Origin of the sequence: Streptomyces sp. NBC_01306 (assembly GCF_026340465.1) — a bacterium.
Classification (GTDB): Bacteria; Actinomycetota; Actinomycetes; order Streptomycetales; family Streptomycetaceae; genus Streptomyces.
On record NZ_JAPEPC010000001.1, the window covers coordinates 6,526,293 to 6,546,355 of the forward strand.

At 71.6% G+C, this 20,063-nt stretch carries 18 protein-coding genes; 9 read left to right on the plus strand and 9 right to left on the minus strand.

Features of this window, described 5'->3' with window-relative positions; genetic code table 11:
- Positions 1-5: 5 nt before the first annotated feature.
- The 3 genes from OG385_RS28905 to OG385_RS28915 all read right to left on the minus strand — a co-directional run bounded on the left by OG385_RS28905 (position 6) and on the right by OG385_RS28915 (position 3,614).
- Positions 6-836 (minus strand): right-handed parallel beta-helix repeat-containing protein, encoded by an 831-nt coding sequence (locus tag OG385_RS28905; protein ID WP_266859070.1) that lies wholly within the window; start codon positions 834-836, stop codon positions 6-8.
- A 78-nt stretch (positions 837-914) separates the two neighbouring features.
- A complete protein-coding gene (locus OG385_RS28910) occupies positions 915-1,433 on the minus strand; it encodes an FHA domain-containing protein (RefSeq protein ID WP_266859072.1) in 519 nt (172 codons plus the stop codon).
- A gap of 276 nt (positions 1,434-1,709) precedes the next feature.
- On the minus strand, positions 1,710-3,614 hold the full coding sequence (locus OG385_RS28915; RefSeq protein ID WP_266859074.1) for a serine/threonine-protein kinase: 1,905 nt from the start codon (positions 3,612-3,614) through the stop codon (positions 1,710-1,712).
- 358 nt (positions 3,615-3,972) lie between these two features.
- On the opposite strand from OG385_RS28915, the gene OG385_RS28920 reads away from it, so the two are divergent.
- Positions 3,973-4,614 (plus strand): TetR/AcrR family transcriptional regulator, encoded by a 642-nt coding sequence (locus OG385_RS28920; protein WP_266859076.1) that lies wholly within the window; start codon positions 3,973-3,975, stop codon positions 4,612-4,614.
- Between the two features lie 63 nt (positions 4,615-4,677).
- Here the strand turns inward: OG385_RS28920 and OG385_RS28925 are convergent, their stop codons facing one another.
- On the minus strand, positions 4,678-5,955 hold the full coding sequence (locus OG385_RS28925) for a glycoside hydrolase family 18 protein (RefSeq protein ID WP_266859078.1): 1,278 nt from the start codon (positions 5,953-5,955) through the stop codon (positions 4,678-4,680).
- Positions 5,956-6,259: 304 nt separating this feature from the next.
- Here OG385_RS28925 and OG385_RS28930 point away from each other — a divergent pair, with 304 nt between their 5' ends.
- The 3 genes from OG385_RS28930 (at position 6,260) to OG385_RS28940 (ending at position 10,221) form a co-directional block, all read left to right on the plus strand.
- A complete protein-coding gene (locus OG385_RS28930) occupies positions 6,260-7,432 on the plus strand; it encodes an acyl-CoA dehydrogenase family protein (RefSeq protein ID WP_266859080.1) in 1,173 nt (390 codons plus the stop codon).
- Positions 7,433-7,908: 476 nt separating this feature from the next.
- Entirely contained in the window at positions 7,909-8,973 is a 1,065-nt protein-coding gene (locus tag OG385_RS28935; protein ID WP_266861242.1) for a hypothetical protein, read from the plus strand.
- Between the two features lie 111 nt (positions 8,974-9,084).
- Positions 9,085-10,221, plus strand: coding sequence for a phosphotransferase family protein (locus OG385_RS28940; protein WP_266859082.1), 1,137 nt, complete (start codon positions 9,085-9,087; stop codon positions 10,219-10,221).
- Here the strand turns inward: OG385_RS28940 and OG385_RS28945 are convergent.
- A complete protein-coding gene (locus tag OG385_RS28945; protein WP_266859084.1) occupies positions 10,177-10,578 on the minus strand; it encodes a hypothetical protein in 402 nt (133 codons plus the stop codon). The two genes, OG385_RS28940 and OG385_RS28945, sit on opposite strands and share 45 nt — an antisense overlap.
- A 204-nt stretch (positions 10,579-10,782) precedes the next feature.
- Between OG385_RS28945 and OG385_RS28950 the strand changes: the two genes are divergently transcribed.
- The 4 genes from OG385_RS28950 to fxsA all read left to right on the plus strand — a co-directional run bounded on the left by OG385_RS28950 (position 10,783) and on the right by fxsA (position 14,850).
- The gene (locus tag OG385_RS28950; RefSeq protein ID WP_164266613.1) at positions 10,783-11,223 is read left to right on the plus strand and encodes an Lrp/AsnC family transcriptional regulator; all 441 of its coding nucleotides are present in this window, start codon (positions 10,783-10,785) and stop codon (positions 11,221-11,223) included.
- Positions 11,224-11,289: 66 nt separating this feature from the next.
- Positions 11,290-12,930, plus strand: coding sequence for an amidohydrolase (locus tag OG385_RS28955; protein ID WP_266859087.1), 1,641 nt, complete (start codon positions 11,290-11,292; stop codon positions 12,928-12,930).
- Between the two features lie 533 nt (positions 12,931-13,463).
- Positions 13,464-14,231, plus strand: a complete 768-nt coding sequence (locus OG385_RS28960; RefSeq protein ID WP_266859089.1) for a polyprenol monophosphomannose synthase — start codon at positions 13,464-13,466, stop codon at positions 14,229-14,231.
- 46 nt (positions 14,232-14,277) lie between these two features.
- Positions 14,278-14,850: an FxsA family membrane protein gene (gene fxsA, locus OG385_RS28965; protein ID WP_266859091.1), complete on the plus strand. Its 573-nt coding sequence runs from the start codon at positions 14,278-14,280 to the stop codon at positions 14,848-14,850.
- Between the two features lie 136 nt (positions 14,851-14,986).
- On the opposite strand, the gene OG385_RS28970 is transcribed toward fxsA, so the two are convergent.
- The 4 genes from OG385_RS28970 to OG385_RS28985 all read right to left on the minus strand — a co-directional run bounded on the left by OG385_RS28970 (position 14,987) and on the right by OG385_RS28985 (position 18,410).
- Positions 14,987-15,361, minus strand: coding sequence for an RNA polymerase-binding protein RbpA (locus tag OG385_RS28970; RefSeq protein WP_161311542.1), 375 nt, complete (start codon positions 15,359-15,361; stop codon positions 14,987-14,989).
- Positions 15,362-15,616: 255 nt separating this feature from the next.
- A complete protein-coding gene (locus OG385_RS28975; RefSeq protein ID WP_266859092.1) occupies positions 15,617-16,984 on the minus strand; it encodes an MFS transporter in 1,368 nt (455 codons plus the stop codon).
- 17 nt (positions 16,985-17,001) lie between these two features.
- Positions 17,002-17,766 carry a glycerophosphodiester phosphodiesterase gene (locus OG385_RS28980; protein ID WP_266859094.1) on the minus strand — a complete coding sequence of 255 codons (765 nt, stop codon included), beginning with the start codon at positions 17,764-17,766 and terminating at the stop codon, positions 17,002-17,004.
- Complete coding sequence (locus OG385_RS28985) at positions 17,763-18,410, minus strand: YitT family protein (RefSeq protein ID WP_266861244.1); 648 nt, start codon at positions 18,408-18,410, stop codon at positions 17,763-17,765. Before OG385_RS28985 ends, OG385_RS28980 begins: the two co-directional genes overlap by 4 nt.
- 105 nt (positions 18,411-18,515) lie before the next feature.
- Here OG385_RS28985 and OG385_RS28990 point away from each other — a divergent pair, with 105 nt between their 5' ends.
- Complete coding sequence (locus OG385_RS28990) at positions 18,516-20,015, plus strand: PLP-dependent aminotransferase family protein (RefSeq protein WP_266859096.1); 1,500 nt, start codon at positions 18,516-18,518, stop codon at positions 20,013-20,015.
- The last annotated feature ends 48 nt before the right edge of the window (positions 20,016-20,063 follow it).

Consider the following 20,063-nt stretch of genomic DNA (forward strand, 5'->3'; position numbering starts at 1 on the left):
AGTGGTCAGGGGGCGCCGCCCGGCCGCGGGCCCCGGTAGCCCGGCAGGGAAGACCGGTCGATGCCGACTTCGTAGCGGATGCGGGAGCTGACCTTGTTGCCCCTGACCTGGGCGCCCGTGGAATGGATCGCCAGGCCGATGGCATGGTCGGGGGCGGCGGCGAAGACGTTGCCGGTGACGGTGGCGTGCTGGACGTCCTCGAACATCAGGGTCTGTGAGGCCTTCAGGGTCTCGCAGTAGTTGTTCCTGACTCTGATGTCGTACGTGTGGCCGCGGCCGTCGCCCTCGCCGTCGTTGGGGCCCTCGGCCATCAGGCACATGTTGTCGATCCGCTCGCACCGGTTGCCCTCGATCAGGACGTGGTGGCTGGGCGGGGTGTCGCTGGCGAAGGTCTGCATGCAGTCGGCGTGGCCGTACCGGTTGGAGGCGCCGGTGATGGTGTTGTGCTGGATCTTCAGGTCGTCGCCGAAGAAGCGCAGGCCATCACCGTCGCCGCCGTGCGGGCGGGTCACGGTGTTGTTCCGTACGGTGATGTCGTGGCCGGTCATCTCGATGCCGGGGGCCTGCGGGGTGTCGACGGCGTACCCCTCGACCACGACGTGGTCGGCCTCGACGGTGATGCCGTCGACGGTGCGGCCGTTGCCGCGGTGGACAGCCGGGTGCCCGGCGGTGCCGCCTTCGGTGATGACGAGCCGTACGGATCGTGACACCACGGAGTCTGCGGCGGAGGCCGGGGCCAGGGGCTGTGCGGTCGCGGCCGTGAGCGTCGCCAGCAGGGCGGCTCCGGGGAGGAGCCGGCTGCGGATGCCGTTCGGGCGGCGGGTCGTGGTCGTCATGGTGCGTGAGCGTAGGAGCTGTCCCGGGGAGGGGTCCCGAGGAGGGGCGCGGGCCCGGTGGCCGGCGTCAGCGGGGCATCAGGCGGCGTCGATCAGCGACAGGTCCATCGGTACGAGACTGGTCGACACCATCAGGGCGCGGATCAGGTGGTCGTTGAGCGCGTTGCCGACCGGCTCGCCCACCTCCTCGCGGGTCAGCCAGGGCACCCCGTCGCGGGACAGCCGCAGACGTACGGCGTTGACCAGGTGCTCGACGCGTTTGTCGGTCCAGCCCGCCCCCGGCTGCAACTCGGCGAGCTGGGCGGCTGTCTGCTTCCACGTCAGCGGCTGCGGGCGGGGCTCGTGCAACAGGTAACGGCGTCCCAGCGCGATGAGGGCCAACTTCTCCTGTTCAGTGAGCAGCCACACCCGGGGCGGCCGGGTGACGTCACCGTGGCGCGGTACCGGACGCTCGTCCTCGGGACCGGTGACGAAGGCCTCCAGCAGGTGCTCGCGGCCTCGCGAACCACCCGCGAACAACGGGGTGTAGCCGGTCGCGAGGGGAAACGGCTCCTCGCCCCCGAACAGCAGCCGGGTCCCGGCGCAGCGGATCGGCAACCGCCCGTCGTTCCGTACCCACCACTGCCCGGTGGGTGAACGTGCCCTGGTGACGGCTCACCCGGGCATCGTCCTCGCCCAGACAGATGTGCACATCGGGCCGGTTGCGGCCGAACAGCACCTCACGGCCCTCACCCGGGCCCAGTGCCATGCCGCCGGTGAGCGCCAGTGCGTAGAGCGTCCCGGGCACGGGGCCTGAGGCGCCCCTGGCCAGACTGCCGTAACCGGCGGGCAGGGTGCGCCCGTCGGCGGGGCGCGCCGTCGTGGGGGGCACGGTCACTTGCTCTCCGGCAGCTGCTCGGCGAGGTTCTGCACCACGGTGGCCGACAGCTTCTTGGCGGTGTCGCAGAGCCGGCCGGCCGACTGCGGTGCGTATACGGTCAGTTCGACGAACTCGACGATGTCGTCGCCGACGGCGGTCGTATACGTACGGTGCGGGGTGCGCACGACACAGCTGTCGTCGCCGGATTCCCCCGGGGACACATAGCTCTTCCGCCCGGCGACCCGTGCCGGCTTTCCGTTGTCCGACAGTTCGTTGTCCCGGTTGAACAGGACGTCCACGCCCGCGTCGCCGGTGGACGAGGACCACCCGCACTGCCAGTTGCCGAAGCCCCGCTCCGGGTGCTGCGTCTCGACACCGGCCGCCTTCTCGATGGCGGACGCGTCCAGCAGTGAGCATGCGTCGCGACGGGCCAGGGAGGCCGCGGCGGCGGTTGAGGAGCGCCGCGGAACCGCGCCCCGGTCCAGCACACCCACCGCCACGTCGGTGCCCGCGTCGGCCAGTTCGCACGGTTCGGGTGCCCCCGCCGCACGCCGCTTTGCCACGATCACGACCTGTTCGTGGTCAGCGGTCGCGATGTGCCGCTCGCACTCGTCCCCGTCGCGTGCGTACGACCCGACGGTGACGTTGCCGACCCGCCGGGTGGGCACGTCGCCACCGAACTGTGCCGGGGCCCTGTCGAAGGCGAGTTCCAGGTCCGCGAGTTCGTCCCCGTTGCCGGTCTCCACCACGACGTCGCAGCGGTTGAACTCTCCGTAGGCCGGGTCGAGCCGGGTCTCGCCGAACCGGCTCAGCGACGCCGCGTCGAGCAGTCCGCAGGGGGCCGCCGTAGCGGCGTCGCCGATGGTCCCGGCCCTGCCCGCGCCGGCCGTGGCCGAGGACCTGGCACCGTCCGTATGCGTCCGGCTGTCTTCCCCCGCGGTCCACGGGTGCAGGCCGGCGGCCGCGATCGCCGCCGCCGCGACCAGCGCCCCCGACGTGATCGCGAGCGCTCGGCGCCGACGGCGTACGACCCGTGGCAACCGGCGTGTGACGGACAGGAGGGGGCCGATCGGCAGAGTGCGGCCGTCGTTCAGCTTCGCCGTGATCTCCGGCGGAGGCGGGGCGGCCCGGGTCAGCAGCTCGTACGCCCCGGTGGCGTCGGGCCGGTTCCGGGGCTCCAGCTCCAGCAGCGCGGCCAGTGGCCCGGTGAGCAGGCCGGCCCGGACCGCGGGTTCGAGGTGCCCCTCGATCGCCCGGGCCACATACGCCATGGGGTGCTCGGCCTGCCCGTACGGCGACTGGCCCTCGACCGCCGCGTACAGGGTCGCGCCCAGGGAGAACACATCGGACTTCTCGTCTCCCCGCTTCCCCCTGACCAGCTCGGGCGCCAGATAGCGGGGCTTGCCCCGTACGACACCGGTGGTCGTCCGGGTGGCCTCGCTCCACAGCGCCCGGGAGATCCCGAAGTCGGTGAGCCTGGCGATGCCTTCGTCGGTGACCAGGATGTTCTCCGGGGTCACATCGCCGTGCACCACGCCCGCGCTGTGGGACTTCGCGAGCGCGGCCGCGATCTGGCTGCCGATCGCCCCGGCCTCCTGGGGCGGGAGCAGACCCCGCTCGTGGACGATCTGCGCCAGGCTCTGCGCGGGCACGTACTCCATGACGATCCAGCAGGTGTCGGCGTCGTGGTCGTAGTCGAAGACCCCCACGATGTTCGCGTGGTGCAGCCGCCCGGCGTTGCGCGCCTCCTTCATGAGCTGCTGCGTGGACCGGTCGTCGTCCGGGTGGGCGAACTTGACCGCGACCTGCCGCTCCAGCCGTTCGTCCCAGGCCCGCCACACGACGCCCATCCCGCCCTTGCCGATGGTCTCCTGCAACAGATACCGGCCTGCGACCTTGATTCCTGCCTCTGGCGTCATCAGCACCGCCCCGTCCTCACCCCTCGCGCCGCATGACACCACACGGTCCTCCGTCGGTCACGGAGTGTACTCGGCGGTGATCTGTCCAGCAGGGCTTCCGGCGGACCGGCACAGGATCCCCCCAGGGCACGGCGATTACCTCCCCGTTGACCCAACTGGGGCGCGGCGCAGAGCATTTGAGGTGTCGTTTGATGCCGTGCCTCACCTGCTGCCGTCCCTTCGGCGGCGTCGCATCCGGCGGGCCGTTCCCAGGTCAACGGCTCCACGGCCTGAAGAACTTGGCCCTGAGCGGTCTGCCATACTTCGGGCCTACGAGGGCAGTGGCAACCTCCTGAGCAGTGGCGGAACAGGGCCGGACGTGAACCAGAGCGGACCGTACATACATCAGCGCACCCCGACCGAGCGTTCCCAGCTCCGTCGCACGGACCTCATCGCCACCGGGCGGAGACTGTTCGCCGACACGTCGTACGACGCACTGTCGATGGACGACATCGCCCGGCACGCGGGGGTCGCGAAAGGGCTCATCTACTACTACTTCAAGAGCAAACGCGGCTACTACCTCGCCGTCGTCGAGGAGTCGGTGGCCGAGCTGGTCGCCCGCGCGGCCGGCGAGACCGAGCTGCCCAGGGCCGACCGCGTGCACCGCACCGTCGAGGGCTATCTGCTCTACGCCCAGAACAACCGGGCGGCCTTCCGCACCATCGTGACCGGCGGCGTCGGCTTCGACACCCAGGTGCAGGCGCTGCGCGGCGCGGTCCGTGAGGAACTCATCGCCACCATCGCGGATGGCGCCTACGGGCACCGGGACATCCCGCTCCTGGCCAGGCTCGCGCTGCTGGGCTGGCTGAGCGCCGTGGAGGGCATCACGCTCGACTGGCTCGGCCACCAGGAACTCGACCGTGCGCAGATCCGTGAGCTGCTGGTGCGGATGCTGCGCAACACCCTCGACACCATCGGCGAGTTCGTCGCCGAGTGCCCGTCGCCGCCGCCCCCGGAGTGAGACCGGGGGACGCGCTCAGGGGGTGGAGGCCGGCCGGCCTCCACCCCCTGATGCGGACAGGAACTAGCTGACGGCGTGGATCAGTTCACCGTTGGAGGTGTCGCCGCTCAGCTCCCAGAGGAAGGTGCCGCCGAGGCCCTGCTGGTTCTTGTAGGCCATCTTCCCCGCGATGGTGGCCGGGGTGTCGTAACTCCACCAGTTCGAGCCGCACTTGGCGTACGCGGTCCCGGCGACGGTCCCGGTGGCCGGGCAGCTGGTCTTGAGGACCTTGTAGTCCTCGATCCCCTGCTCGTACGTGCCGGGGGCCGGGCCGGTCGCGGTGCCGCCGGGGGCGTCCTGGGTCACACCGGTCCAGCCGCGGCCGTAGAAGCCGATACCCAGCAGCAGCTTGTCCGCGGGCACGCCCAGGCCCTTGAGCTTGGTGATCGTGGCGTCGGTGTTGAAGCCCGCCTTCGGGATGCCGGTGTAGGAGGTGAGCGGGGAGTGCGGGGCGGTCGGCCCCTGTGCGTCCCAGGCCCCGAAGTAGTCGTACGTCATCGGGTTGTACCAGTCGACGTACTGCGCGGCCCCCGCGTAGTCGGCGGAGTCCATCTTGCCGCCGTCCGAGGCGTCGGCCGTGATCGCCGCGGTGACCAGCGACGACGAGCCGAACTTGGCGCGCAGCGCGGCCATCACGTTCTTGAAGGCCTCCGTTCCGCTGGTGTCGCAGGAGAGGCCGCAGTTGTTCGGGTACTCCCAGTCGATGTCGATGCCGTCGAAGACATCCGCCCACCGCGAGTCCTTGACCAGGTCGTAGCAGGACTGCGCGAAGGCGGCCGGGTCCTTCGCGGCCTCACCGAAGCCGCCGGACCAGGTCCAGCCGCCGAAGGACCAGAGGATCTTGAGGTTGGGGTGCAGCTTCTTCAGCTCGCGCAGCTGGTTGAAGTTGCCCGCCACCGGCTGGTCCCAGGTGTCGGCGGTGCCGTCCACGCTGGAGGACGCGTCGTACGTCTTCTGGTAATCGGCGTAGGCGTCGCCGATGGCGCACTTGCCGCCGGTGACGTTGCCGAACGCGTAGTTGATGTGGGTGAGTTTGTCCGCCGAACCCGAGGTCTGGATGTTCTTGACCTGGTAGTTGCGCTGGTAGACGTCCCAGTCTGCGAAGTACCCGACGACCTTGCTGCCCGCGGCCGCAGCGGTGCCCGTCTCGGTACTCGCGGCCGTCCTGGTGGCCGCCCCGGCGCGGTGCTCGCCGGCGGACGCCGTGCCGGCGCCCGCGAGCAGGGAGACGCCGAGGGCTGCCGTACAGGCGGCGGCGAGCAGGGACCGGACCCGGGCCCTTGGGTGGAATCGTCCGAACATGCTGTCTCCTCGTGGGGGAGGGGGGCGGAAGGTGGGGGGAGCTGTCTGGTGCATGTGTTTGGCATGAACGCGGAAAGCCGATAGCGGGAAGATAGAAGGACTAGACCAGTGCGGTCAATGGTTCGGACCAATTTCCGCCCCGTGACGGAAGTCCGCCGATCGGGCATACTCAAGCCGCCACAGCCTCTGGTCAGCCTCTTCCGCGATCCGGGAGGGCAGCATCGGCTGAAGGCGAGATCCGGCGGCGTTGCCACACCCTGGCCACGCGTACGCCGCAGCGCCCGACAGGGAGGAGAGCGTCGCCATGTCCGACCGCGCCCCGCAGTTGGTGGACCGTCAGTTGCCCACCGAGGAGTCCCGGGACCTGCTCGCGCTGGTGCGCGACATCGTCCAGCGGGAGATCGTGCCCGGTGCGGCCGCCGAGGAGGAAGCCGGCCGGTTCCCCCGCGAGGTCTTCACCCTGCTCTCGGATGCCGGACTGCTCGGCCTCCCCTACGACTCCGCGTACGGCGGCGGTGACCAGCCGTACGAGGTCTACCTCCAGGTGCTCGAAGAGCTGGCGGCGGCGCGGCTCACCGTCGGCCTCGGCGTCAGCGTCCACTCGCTCGCCTGCCACGCCCTCGCCGGATACGGCAGCAAGGAGCAGCGGTCCGCGCAGCTGCCCGCGATGCTCGGCGGGGGACTGCTCGGGGCGTACTGCCTCTCCGAACCCGCCTCGGGCTCGGACGCCGCGTCGCTCCGCACGAAGGCCGTGCGGGACGGCGACGACTGGGTCATCACCGGCACCAAGGCGTGGATCACACACGGCGGGATCGCCGATTTCTGCACGGTGCTGGCGCGCACCGGCGGCGAGGGGGCGCGCGGGATCTCGGCGTTCCTGGTGCCGGGCGACGCCGCGGGGCTGTCCGCCGCCGTCCCCGAGAAGAAGATGGGGATGAAGGGCTCGCCCACCGCCCAGCTGCACTTCGACGCCGTACGGGTGTCGGGCGACCGGCTGATCGGGGAGGAGGGCCAGGGCTTCGCCATCGCCCTCTCCGCGCTCGACTCCGGGCGGCTGGGGATCGCCGCCTGCGCCATCGGCGTCGCCCAGGCCGCGCTGGACGAGGCGGTGCGGTACGCCACGGAGCGGCAGCAGTTCGGCCACCCCATCGCGGACTTCCAGGGGCTGCGCTTCATGCTCGCCGACATGGCCACCCAGATCGAGGCGGGCCGGTCCCTCTATCTCGCGGCCGCCCGGCTGCGGGACGCCGGGCGGCCCTTCTCGCGGCAGGCGGCCATGGCCAAACTCTTCTGCACGGACGCGGCGATGCGGGCCACCACCGACGCGGTCCAGGTGCTCGGCGGCTATGGCTACACCGCGGACTTCCCGGTCGAGCGGTTCATGCGGGAGGCCAAGGTGCTGCAGATCGTCGAGGGCACCAATCAGATCCAGCGGATGGTCATCGCCCGCCACCTCGCGGGTCCGGAGTCCCGCTGAACTGACCCGGCTGGACGGTCGTCGCGGTCAGGCGTGCCCACTCCTGGTCGCGGCGGCCCGGGAGGGTCCGGCCGGCCCGTCCCCACTGGCTGACCAGGGCCTGGTAGATCGGCGCTTCCGCGCTCTGCGGAAGGGATTCTTGAGGGGCGGACGGGAGGAGCCGGCGCAGTCCGGTCCCGGTCCGGGTCCCGTAGTGCAGAAGAGTCATGCACGGTCAACGCGGAGCGGCGGCGCGCGGTCACCGCCCCGCGCCGTCGGGCGTCTGTTCGCGCCGTCAAGGGCGGTGCGCACGCCGCCCGTCCGGGGCCGGCCGGATCCCGCCACTCCGCGGGCCGGCCGGATCCGGTGCGATCCGGGTCTGGCAGTACGTGCCATTTCTGACGTACCGTCATCTTCCCTGTCAGCAGGAGGATGCCGTGACCGACGACCGTCCCATCGCGCTCGACGAATACCCCGTCCATCAGGTGCCGTTGTCGATGAAGCATGTCGCGACGGGAGACCGTAACGCCTATGACCGCTGCATCTTCCATGTCTTCGACCACCGGGGCCGGGCGCTGCTCGTGGTGGGACTCGGCGTCTACCCCAACACGGGTGTGATCGACGCGTACGCGACCCTGCGCACCGGCGACCGGCTGCACGCCGTCCGCGCGTCGGACGCACTCACCGACGACCGGATGAACCTCTCCGTCGGCCCCTTGCGTATCACCGTCGACGTCCCGCTCCAACGGCTGACGCTGCACTGTGCGGCCGACCCGGCCGACCCGGACTCGCTCTCGTACGACATCGAGTGGACCGCGGACTTCCCGGCTGTCTGGGAACCGCACCATGTGCAGCGGCGCGGCGAGCGGCTGATGCTCGAAGGCCGCCGCTTCGTGCAGGCCGGCAGCTGTTCCGGGGTCATCCGCGCGGGCGGCGAGGAGATACGGGTCGGGGCGGGGGAGTGGACCGGCACCCGCGACCGGAGCTGGGGTGTGCGGCCCATCCCCGGCGAGGAGGGCGGGCGCGCCGAGGCCGAGTACCGGCCCGAAGGGTTCCACTGGCTCTGGATCCCGGTCCGCTTCGACGACCGCTTCGTCCTGGTGATCGCCCAGGAGGACGCCGACGGCTACCGGACGCTGAACGAGGCGCTGCTGGTCCGCGACGGGGGCCATGACGTCCAACTCGGCTGGCCGCGCACGGAGATCGAGTACCGGCCCGGCACCCGCCACCCCGAACGAGCGGTGATCCACCTCACAGGACCGGACGGGCGGCCGATGGAACTGACCGCCGAAACACTCTGCTCGTCGCCGCTGGCGCTCGGCGCGGGCTACCCGCCGGCCACCGACTGGCAGCACGGCACCTGGCAGGGGCGCGGCTGGACCGACCGGCGCAGCTACGACATGAGCGACCCGGCGGCCCATCCGGCCGCCGCCTACGGCGTCACCGACCACGCCGCCCGCTTCACCCTCGACGGCCAGGTCGGCCACGGCATCTTCGAGCACGGCAGCTTCGGCCGCCACGACCCCAGCGGATTCACCGGATACGCGTCGGTCGCCCCCTGAACGTACGCCCAACGGCCTTGTCCGGCGGCGCTGTACGCCGGCCGGGCGCCGCGGGCAGCCGCGCGTCCGCACTCCCCCTCCGCACGCCCTTCCCGAGCGAGGAGCACCGCCATGACCACGGCACCACGCCCCCGCACCACCACCCGAGACCCGCAGGAACTGGGCCGCAGGCTCGCCGTCTGGCTCGGCACCCGGCTGCCCGGCGCCCGTGTCGGCGACCTCACGACCCCCGCGTCGAACGGCATGTCAAGCGAGACCCTGCTCTTCGGCATCGACGGCCCCGCCGCCCCGGTGGACTCCTGCGCCCTGCGCCTGGCCGCCGACCCCGCCGCGTACACCGTCTTCCCCGCCTACGACATGGAGCGGCAGTACCGGGTGATGAGCCTGGTCGCCGCGCACACCGACATCCCGGTGCCGCGCGTCCTGTGGCTGGAAACGGACCCGGGGCCGCTGGGCGCGCCGTTCTTCGTGATGGAACAGGCCCACGGCAGGGTCCCGCCCGACGTCATGCCCTATACGTACGAAGGGAATTGGCTGTACGCCGCGACCGACGCCGAACGCGCCGCGCTGGAGGAGGGGACCCTGCGCGTCCTGGCGGGGCTGCACCGGCAGTTCCCCGCCACCGAGGCGGAGTTCCTGCTGCCCGCAGGGGAAGGCAGTCCGCTGCGCCGCCATGTGGACGAGCAACGGGCCTACTACGCCTGGGTGGTGGACGGTCTGCCGCCCTCACCGCTCATCGAGGCGGCCTTCGAGCGGCTGGAGGAGCTGTGGCCCGGGGACGAGGGGCCCGCCGTGCTGTGCTGGGGAGACGCCCGGATCGGCAACATCGTGTACGACGGCTTCGAGCCCGCCGCCGTGCTCGACTGGGAGATGGCCGCCTGCGGCCCGTGCGAACTGGACCTCGGCTGGACCGTCTATCTGCACCGCTTCTTCCAGGACCTCACCGAGGGGTCCGGGCTGCCGGGCCTGCCCGGCCTGCTGCGCCGGGAGAACGCCGAGCGGCGGTACGCCGAACTCACCGGCCACACACCGCGCGACATGGACTTCCATCTGCTCTACGCGGCGCTGCGGCACGCGATCGTCATGCTGCGCATCGCCTACCGGCAGGTGCACTTCGGCGAGGTCCGGGTCCCCGCGGACCCGGATGCCATGATCCTGCACCGGGCGTCTCTGGCCGCCCTGGTGGAGGGAACGTACGACTGGTCAGGCGGCTTCGCGCACCGGCCGGGCGGCCTTGACGGGGCGTGAGCCCGGCCCGCCGACGTGCGAGAACGGCTGCTTGCGCCAGTCCAGCCCCTGAGGGAGCGTCAGCAGGAGTGCGGTGTCCTGCTCCTGGGCCTCCAGGGACTCGTCGGCGGGCTTGGCGTCCGACGCCGCACGGCCGGTGCCCACACACGCGGTCAGCCCGAACGGATTCCAGGGGCTCGCGCAGAGCGCGTGCTCGGGCAGGACGACCTCGCCCGCGAGAAGGGCGATCGGCTGCGCGCAGTCCGGGCAGATCACCCGGTACATCTCATAGGTGTCGTAGGCCGCGAGACCTGGATCGTTCTCGATGGCCGCGAGCTCTGCGGGCTCGATGGAATCGACGCTCTTCAGCTTGTGCATGGAGATTCTCCCCCTCGGGTGGGCCGACCAGATAACTGTGGTCTCGACCACAGCAAGCACTTCCCGCCCGGTGTCCGCGGTAACCGCGCGTTCCCCGCGGACACGGCTCCAGGCCTGTGGCCTTCGTCACACGAACGCGTCACGGGACCCTTACCGGCCCTCTCCAGCTGTGCCGGAGAGGGCCGGGGCCATAGGTTGATCCGTATGGAGGAGCTGGATCGCCGCATCGTGGAATTGCTCGTCAAGGACGGGCGGATGAGCTACACCGACCTGGGCAAGGCCACCGGCCTGTCCACATCGGCGGTGCATCAGCGCGTACGCCGTCTCGAACAGCGCGGAGTCATCCGCGGTTACGCCGCCGTGGTCGATCCGGAGGCCGTGGGACTGCCGCTCACCGCGTTCATCTCGGTGAAGCCCTTCGACCCGAGCGCCCCGGACGACATCGCCGAGCGGCTCGCCGGGGTCCCCGAGATCGAGGCCTGCCACAGCGTGGCGGGCGACGAGAACTACATCCTCAAGGTGCGCGTCCCGACACCGCTCGCCCTGGAGAACCTGCTGACCAGGATCCGCTCGCTGGCCGGGGTCTCCACCCGTACCACCGTCGTGCTCTCCACCCCGTACGAGGCACGGCCCCCGGAGATCTGAGCCGCCCCGCCGCCCGGGGTGCCCCCCTGCGCGGACCGGTGCTCCGCAGGCGGGAGACTGTTCTCCATGACCGAGAGCACCGCCCCCCAGGCCGACCACCGCACCGTACTGCTGCGCGGTGGGGACATCCACAGCCCCGCCGACCCCTTCGCCACCGCGATGGTCGTGGAACGCGGGCACGTCGCCTGGGTGGGCTCCGAAGGGGCGGCCGACGCCTTCGCCAAGGGCGTCGACGAGACCGTCGACCTCGAAGGGGCCCTGGTGACCCCGGCGTTCACCGACGCACACGTCCACACGACATCGACGGGACTCGCCCTCACCGGCCTCGACCTGTCGGCCGCGCGGACCGCGCAGGAGACCCTGCGGCTCGTCCGGGAGCACGCGGCGGACCGCCCGGGCGACCGGGTGCTGCTCGGCCACGGCTGGGACGAGTCCGGCTGGCCGGACGGGCAGCCGCTGTCCCGCACCGCGCTCGACGAGGCGGCCGGTGGCCGGCCGGTCTATCTGCCCCGGGTCGACGTCCACTCGGCCGTGGTCTCCAGCGCCCTGCTCGATCTGGTCCCGAGGGTCACCTCGCTGCCCGGCTACCGGGCGGACGCCCCGCTCACCGGCGCGGCGCACCACGCCGTGCGTGCGGCGGCCCACGCGCAGATCACCCCGGAGCAGCGCACCGAGGCGCAGCGCGCCGCCCGCGAGCGGGCCGCCTCGCTCGGTATCGGCTCGCTCCACGAGTGCGGCGGGCCCGACATCTCCGACGAGGACGACTTCACCGGGCTGCTCCGCCTCGCCGCACAGGAGAAGGGGCCGCGCGTCTTCGGCTACTGGGCCGAGCGTGTCGCCGACGCCAAGGACGCCCGGCGCATCAGGGAACTGGGCGCGGTCGGCGCGGCCGGCGACCTCTTCGCCGACGGCTCGCTCGGCTCGCACACCGCCTGCCTGCACGAGCCGTACGCGGACGCGGCGCACACCGGCACCGCGCACCTGGACTCCGCCGACATCGCCGCCCATGTCACCGCCTGCACCGAGGCCGGGCTCCAGGCGGGCTTCCACGCCATCGGGGACGCCGCGCTCACCGCGGTGGTCGACGGGGTGCGGGCCGCCGCGGAGAAGCTCGGCCTCGCCCGGGTCCGCGCCGCCCGGCACCGCGTCGAGCACGCCGAGATGCTCACCCCGGAAACCGTCGCCGCCTTCGCCGAGCTGGGTCTCACCGCCTCCGTGCAGCCCGCCTTCGACGCGGCGTGGGGCGGCGCCGACGGGATGTACGCCCAGCGGCTCGGCGCCGAGCGGGCCGGCACCCTCAACCCGTACGCGGCCCTGCTGCGGGCCGGTGTGCCGCTCGCCTTCGGCTCCGACAGCCCGGTCACCCCGCTCGACCCCTGGGGGAACGTCCGGGCCGCGGCCTTCCACCGGACCCCCGGACACCGGATCTCCGTACGCGCCGCGTTCACCGCCCACACCCGCGGCGGCTGGCGGTCCATCGGCCGGGACGACACCGGCGTCCTGGTGCCCGGCGCCCCCGCCGACTACGCGGTCTGGCGCACCGCCGACCTGGTGGTGCAGGCCCCCGACGACCGGGTGGCCCGCTGGTCGACCGACCCGCGCTCCGGCACCCCGGGGCTGCCGGACCTCACCCCTGGCGCCGAACTCCCGGTCTGCCTGCGGACGGTGGTCTTCGGACAAACTGTCTTCGTGAGGCCGAACGAGTGACATCGCGGCATTTCGTGCGGCCGATCGATGCCGGAAAGTCTCTCCCGCCACCTGCGGCTCTTCCGTACTGACCTGGTCATTCATCAGAACACCGCAGGTCGGGCGAGTATTGACAGGAAGCGGCCACCGGCGGGTAGGTTCGGCCGAGTCCACCACAGGACGTCCGACCGGCAAACCTCCACGCAGTCGTCGAACGCCGCTGGGTCATGGGGCGGTACACCGGAAGGCGTGCCACCACTGGGAGCCAGGTTCAGCGCCCGCGCCTCGGGGGCGAGGGAGGTTTCAGCCGGAAGGGGGTCCGCCCTGCTCCTCAGGAGTTCGCGGGCAGGTGCGACCCGGGTGGGGCCCGGACGTTCAGTAGACAACGGCTCTCGGTCGACCCGCAGCCAGCGGGCCCCAGGTCGGCCCGAAGGACGCCGGGCCCCGATCCGAAGTTCCCCTCCCCTCTCGGGAGTCGGGCCTGCCGATGCGGCTGCGTTCCACCATCCCGGCGCTGGATAGGGTGATGGCTCGGCACACAGTGAGGGGCAGTAGTGAACGACGGCGGTGAGCGGCGATTCGGTCCGCTCGGCAAGGCCTTGGTCATCATTCCGACCTACAACGAGGCCGAGAACATCAAGCCGATCGTTGCCCGGGTTCGCGCCGCGGTGCCGGAGGCGGACATTCTGGTCGCCGACGACAACAGCCCGGACGGCACCGGGAAGATCGTTGATGAGCTGGCGGGGGACGACCCGCAGGTCCAGGTGCTGCACCGGAAGGGCAAGGAAGGCCTCGGCGCCGCGTATCTCGCCGGCTTCCGCTGGGGCATCGAGCACGGGTACGGCGTCCTGGTGGAGATGGACGCCGACGGTTCGCACCAGCCCGAGGAACTTCCCCGCCTGCTCACCGCGTTGAAGGGCGCCGACCTGGTGCTCGGCTCGCGGTGGATGCCGGGCGGACGGGTCGTCAACTGGCCCAAGTCCCGGGAACTGCTCTCGCGGGGCGGCAGTACGTACTCGCGGCTGCTGCTCGGCGTACCGATCCGCGATGTCACCGGTGGTTTCCGGGCGTTCCGCAAGGAGACCCTGCAGGAACTCGGCCTCGACGAGGTGTCGTCCCAGGGGTACTGCTTCCAGGTGGACCTCGCCCGGCGGGCCGTCGAGGCGGGCTGCCATGTCGTGGAGGTCCCGATCACCTTCGTCGAGCGCGAGATCGGCGACTCCAAGATGAGCAAGGACATCGTCGTGGAGGCGCTGTGGCGGGTGACGGCCTGGGGGGTCGGCTCGCGGGCCTCCCGCCTGCTGGGGCGGGAGCCTTCCTGAGCTCCCCAGCACGTCATCCGTGCGCGCCTGCAGGCACACTGGGAGCATGACGACCGGCACACAGCCCCCGACCGCTCCCAAGCGCTCCCGGGCGCGCACCTTCGTACCGCTGGGCATCGCCGTCTGGGTGGTCCTTGAGATCTGGCTGCTGCTCCTGGTGGCCGACGCGGTGGGCGGGCTCACCGTGCTCTTCCTGCTCGTCGGCGGTCTGGTGCTCGGCGCCGCCGTCGTCAAGCGGGCCGGGCGGCGGGCCTTCCGCAATCTGACGGAGACGGTCCAGCGGCAGCAGTCGGGAGCGCCGCCGGCGCAGGAGCGGGAGGGCGGGAACGGCTTCCTGATGCTCTCGGGGCTGCTGATCATGCTCCCCGGGCTGATCACCGATGCGGTGGGGCTCCTGCTGCTGGTGCCGCCCCTGCGGTCGGCGCTGAGCCGGTACACCGAGCGGACCCTGGAGCGCCGGATGGGCAGGGCGGCGCCGGGCACCGTCGGCGACGCCTTCCAGCAGGCGCGGATGCACCGCCCGGACGGCAAGGTCGTCCAGGGCGAGGTCATCAAGAACGACGACCGCCCCGGCTCCCACCGGGACGACGAGGGCCCCCGCCCGCCGCTGACGCCCTGACGCCGCCCCGCAGGACATGCCAGGAGCTGCGGGCCGCGCGCCCCCCATACAAAGAGCTGAGGGCTCCGGCACACCCTGAAGTGTGCCGGAGCCCTCAGCTCCTGATGTGGTCGTGCTGTACGCGAACGCCTGGGCGTTACGCGGACTTGCGGCTGTCCCGCGGATGCACGGCAATGTTCATGGCGCCGGAACGAAGGACGGCCAGCCTCTCGGCCAGCACCTCCTCCAGCTCCTCGCGGGTGCGCCGCTCCATGAGCATGTCCCAGTGCGTGCGCGCGGGCTTGCCCTTCTTCTCCTCAGGGCCGTCCCCGTCTACCAGGAGTGCTTGGGCGCCGCACGCCTTACACTCCCACTCGGGCGGAATGTCCGCCTCTACAGAGAACGGCATCTCAAAGCGATGTCCGTTCTCGCATGCGTACTCCACCGCCTGGCGCGGAGCCAGGTCGATGCCGCGGTCGGTCTCGTAGCTGGTCACCACGAGGCGCGTGCCGCGAAGAGCTCGCTCACTCATGAATCGTGCCTCCCGGGCTTGTCGCCCACAGGACAGGTGTCGCTGTCGTCGTCATCCGGTCAACGTCCGGTCGGCGGTAAAGATTCCCGTTGCGGGTCATACGTCGCCCGTCGTGCCGCCCCTTGTTGTACCCACCAGTGCCCTCTTTGTCACATCTACTCAGAGATGTCACCCTGCGATTTCGGCTGATGATCCCGCAGTAACGGTCCGTCCGGTGAGCCAAAGGCGTACACTACCGGCCTTTCACTTCAATGCCTAAACCCGCTGCGGTGCCGCGTTTCCCGCCGCTGCCACGGCCTCCCTCACAGGTACCCGCGCCAGCAGGAAGAAACCCAGTACGAAGAAGATCACCAGCGAGATGATCGCCGCACGGTAACTGCCGGTCAACTGGTAGGCGAGCCCGAACACCAGGGGGCCGAGCCAGCTCAGGCCGCGGTCGCTCATCTCGTACGCCGAGAAGTACTCGGCCTCTTTGCCCTCCGGCACCAGATGGGAGAAGAGCGAGCGCGAGAGCGCCTGGCTGCCGCCGAGCACCGCGCCGATCGCCGCCGCCAGCACGAAGAACCAGACCGGCGCACGGGCGGGCAGGAAGTACCCGGCACCGAGGATCAGCGTCCACACGGCGAGGGAGCCGAGCACCGTACGCTTCGCGCCGTAGGTCCGCGCCAGCCGCCCCATGCCGAGCGCGCCCGCCACCGCCAGCACCTGCACCAGCAGAATCGCGGTGATCAGGGTGGTCTGGCCGAGGCCCAGCTCTTCGGAGCCGTACACGGACGCCTGCGAGATCACCGTCTGGATGCCGTCGTTGTAGACGAGGTACGCGAGCAGGAACGAGAGAGTCAGCGGATAGCGGCGCATGTCCCGCAGTGTCCGCAGGAGCTGCCGCCACCCGGCACCGACCGCCCCACGGCCCGCTGCCGCGCCCACCCGGCGGTCGCGCAGCCGGCGCAGCGGTATCAGGGTGAAGGCGCCCCACCACACCCCGGCCGTCGCCAGGCAGATCCGTACGGCGGTGGACTCCGACACCCCGAAAGCCGCGTGGCCCGAGTAGAGCACCAGATCCAGCACCAGGACGAAGGCGCCCGATGTGTACCCGAAGGCCCAGCCGCGTGAGGAGACGGTGTCGCGCTCCTCCGGCTCCGCGATCTGCGGGAGGTAGGCGTTGTACAGGACCATGGAGACGGCCAGTGAGGAGTTGGCCACGATCAGCAGCAGCGAGCCCAGCAGATAGCGGTCGCCGTCCAGGAAGAACATCCCGGCTGTGGCCCCGGCGCCGAGATACGCGGCGCCCGCGAGCAGTGGTTTCTTCCGTCCCGTCCGGTCGGCGACGGCGCCCGCCAGCGGCATGACGAGCACCGCCACGACCACGGAAACCGAGACGGTGTACGCGAAGACGGACCCCGCGCGCAGCGGGACGCCGAGCGGATGGACATAGCCGTGGGCGTCCGCCGCTGCCCGGGCGACCGAGGTCAGATACGGGCCGAGGAACACCGTGAGCACGCTGGTCGAGTAGACGGAGGACGCGAAGTCGTAGAAGTACCAGCCGTGCTGCTCGCGCTTCCGGTCGGCCGCGGTGGTCGCTCCGGCCGTACCGACTGTGCCGTTCGCGGTGCCAGCGCTCAAACCGCGCCCCCTGATCGTCAGTTCCACGCCCCCCGCGCGGTGAGGACCGTGCGCAGTGACTCCAGCTGATCGGTCATGATGCCATCCACGCCCAGGTCGAGGAGGGCGGCCATCCGCCGGGGGTCGTTGACCGTCCAGACGTGCACCTGGAGCCCGCGGGCGTGCGCGGTGCGCACGAAGCGCCGGTCGACCACCCGGATCCGGCCGTGGAATTCCGGCACCTGGGCGCAGACAGCTCCCGTGCGCAGAGCGGCCGGGGCCCCGTAGGAGCGCAGCCGCAGCGCCGCGATGCCGCTCATGCCGTACGAGGTGGCGAGCCGCGGACCCGCGAGGCGGGCCGCCGCGGCCACGCGCTTCTCCGAGAACGAGCCGACGCACACCCGGTCCCAGGCGCCCGTGCTGCGGATCAGGCCGATCAGCGGGGCCAGCGCGGGCCCGGCCTTGATGTCGACGTTCCAGCGGGCGTCGGGAAACTCTTCAAGCAGGTCGGCGAAGAGCGGCAGCGGTTCGGTGCCCGCCACCCGCGCCCGCCGGACCTCGCTCCACGGCAGGGAGGCGATGGGGCCTCGCGCGTCCGTCATCCGGTCGAGCGTCGCGTCGTGGAAGGCGACCAGCCGGCCGTCGGCCGTGGTGTGTACATCGGTCTCGAAATAGCGGTAACCGGCGCGGTCCGCCAGCCGGAAGGCGGCCGCGGTGTTCTCCAGGCCGTCCGCCGATCCGCCCCGGTGGGCGAACGGGATCGGGCCCGGGTGGTCCAGATAGGGGTGCTGGGTCCTCGTCACTCGGGAAGTATCGCCTCCGCCGTGGCGCGGGCCAGCGGCGCCCGGTCGGCGGCCGGGTCGGGCAGCGCGAACACCCGCAGGAAGAGCTGGGCGAGCGGCCCGATGGAGAGGGCGTACACCACGGTGCCCACCCCGAGGGTCCCGCCCAGGACGAAGCCGGTGGCCACGACGGCGATCTCGATGGCGGTGCGCGAGAGCCGGATCGAAAGGCCGGTGAGGCGGTGCACCCCGGTCATCAGGCCGTCCCGGGGGCCGGGGCCGAAGCGGGCGGAGATGTACAGGCCGGTGGCCGCGCCGTTGAGCAGGATGCCCGCCGCCATCAGCGCGATCCGGCCGGGCAGGCCGTGCACGGCCGGGACCAGGTCGAGGGTCGAGTCCATGGCGATGCCGATGACGAAGACGTTGGAGACGGTGCCGAGCCCCGGGCGCTGCCTGAGGGGGATCCACAGCAGCAGTACGGCGGCGCCGACGATGATCGAGACGGTGCCGATCGTCAGACCGGTGAGCCTGGCCAGTCCCTGGTGCAGCACACCCCACGGCTCAAGGCCGAGGCCCGCGTCGACGAGGAGGGCGGAGCTGACGCCGTACAGCGCCAGACCGACGTAGAGCTGCACAAGCCTGCGTATGACATTCCTGGACAATATGGTCCTCCATGAGGGTGGGTAGCCGTAGTGGACTGGTACGTGACACTCTGTGGCTTGGGTTACGAGGCCAACCATGGCCAATTCCGGGAAGGTGGACTGAATTCCATGACGCAGTGGACTTCGGCGGTCGGCGCGGCGCAGCTGGCCCGGCAGCTCAGCACCCAGCAGTCACGGCCGGCCGGACCCGGCACGCGCAGGCCGCCCGCCTACCGGGCGCTCGCCGACGGCATCAGGGTGCTCGTCCTCGAAGGCCGCGTCCCGGTGGCCGCACGGCTGCCCGCCGAGCGGGAACTGGCGGTCGCGCTGGCGGTGAGCCGCACCACGGTGGCCGCCGCCTACGAGGCACTGCGTACCGAGGGCTTCCTGGAGTCCCGCCGCGGCGCGGGCAGTTGGACCGCGGTCCCGGCCGGCAACCCGCTGCCCGCCCGGGGTCTGGAACCGCTGCCGCCCGAGACGCTCGGCTCGATGATCGACCTCGGCACCGCCGCGCTGCCCGCGCCGGAGCCCTGGCTCACGCGCTCGGTCCAGGGCGCGCTCGAAGAGCTGGCGCCGTACGCGCACACCCACGGCGACTACCCGGCGGGGCTGCCGGCGCTGCGCCAGAAACTGGCCGACCGCTACACGGAGCAGGGCATCCCGACCATGCCCGAGCAGATCATGGTGACCACCGGGGCGATGGGCGCCATGGACGCCATCTGCCACCTGTTCGCCGGGCGCGGCGAGCGCATCGCCGTCGAGTCGCCCTCGTACGCCAACATCCTCCAGCTGATGCGGGAGGCCGGGGCGCGGCTGGTGCCGGTCGCGATGGCCGAAGGGCTCAGTGGCTGGGATCTGCCCAGGTGGCGGCAGGTGCTGCGCGACGCGGCCCCCCGTATCGCCTATGTGGTGGCCGACTTCCACAACCCGACCGGCGCGCTCGCCGACGAGGACCAGCGGCGCGGTCTTGTGGACGCGGCCCGCTCGGCCGGCACCGTCCTGGTCGTCGACGAGACGATGACCGAGCTGCTCCTCGACGAGGAGACCGAAATGCCCCGCCCGGTCTGCGCCTTCGACCCGGCCGGCAGCACGGTGCTGACGGTGGGCTCGGCGAGCAAGGCGTTCTGGGCCGGTATGCGGATCGGCTGGGTGCGCGCCGCGCCCGACGTGATCCGCAGCCTGGTGTCCGCCCGGGCCTACGCCGACCTGGGCACCCCTGTGCTTGAGCAGCTGGCCGTCAACTGGCTGATGAGCACCGGGGGGTGGGAGCAGGCCGTCGATATCCGCCGCTCGCAGGCCAGGGAGAACCGCGACGCGCTGGTCGGCGCCGTCCGCAGGGAGCTGCCCGACTGGGAGTTCGACGTGCCGCACGGCGGGCTGACGCTCTGGGTGCGGACGGGCGGGCTCTCCGGCTCCCGGCTCGCCGAGGTCGGGGAGCGGGTCGGCGTCCGGGTCCCCTCCGGGCCCCGGTTCGGGGTCGACGGGGCCTTCGAGGGGTATGTGCGGCTGCCGTTCACCGTCGGGGGCCGGGTGGCCGACGAGGCCGCGCTGCGGCTGGCGGCCGCCGCGCGGCTGGTCGGAACCGGCGCGAGCACCGGCACCGAAGCCCCGCGGACGTTCGTGGCCTGAGCCCTTCTCGCCGAACCCCCGTCAGCCCCCCCCCGTCGCCCCGGGGGC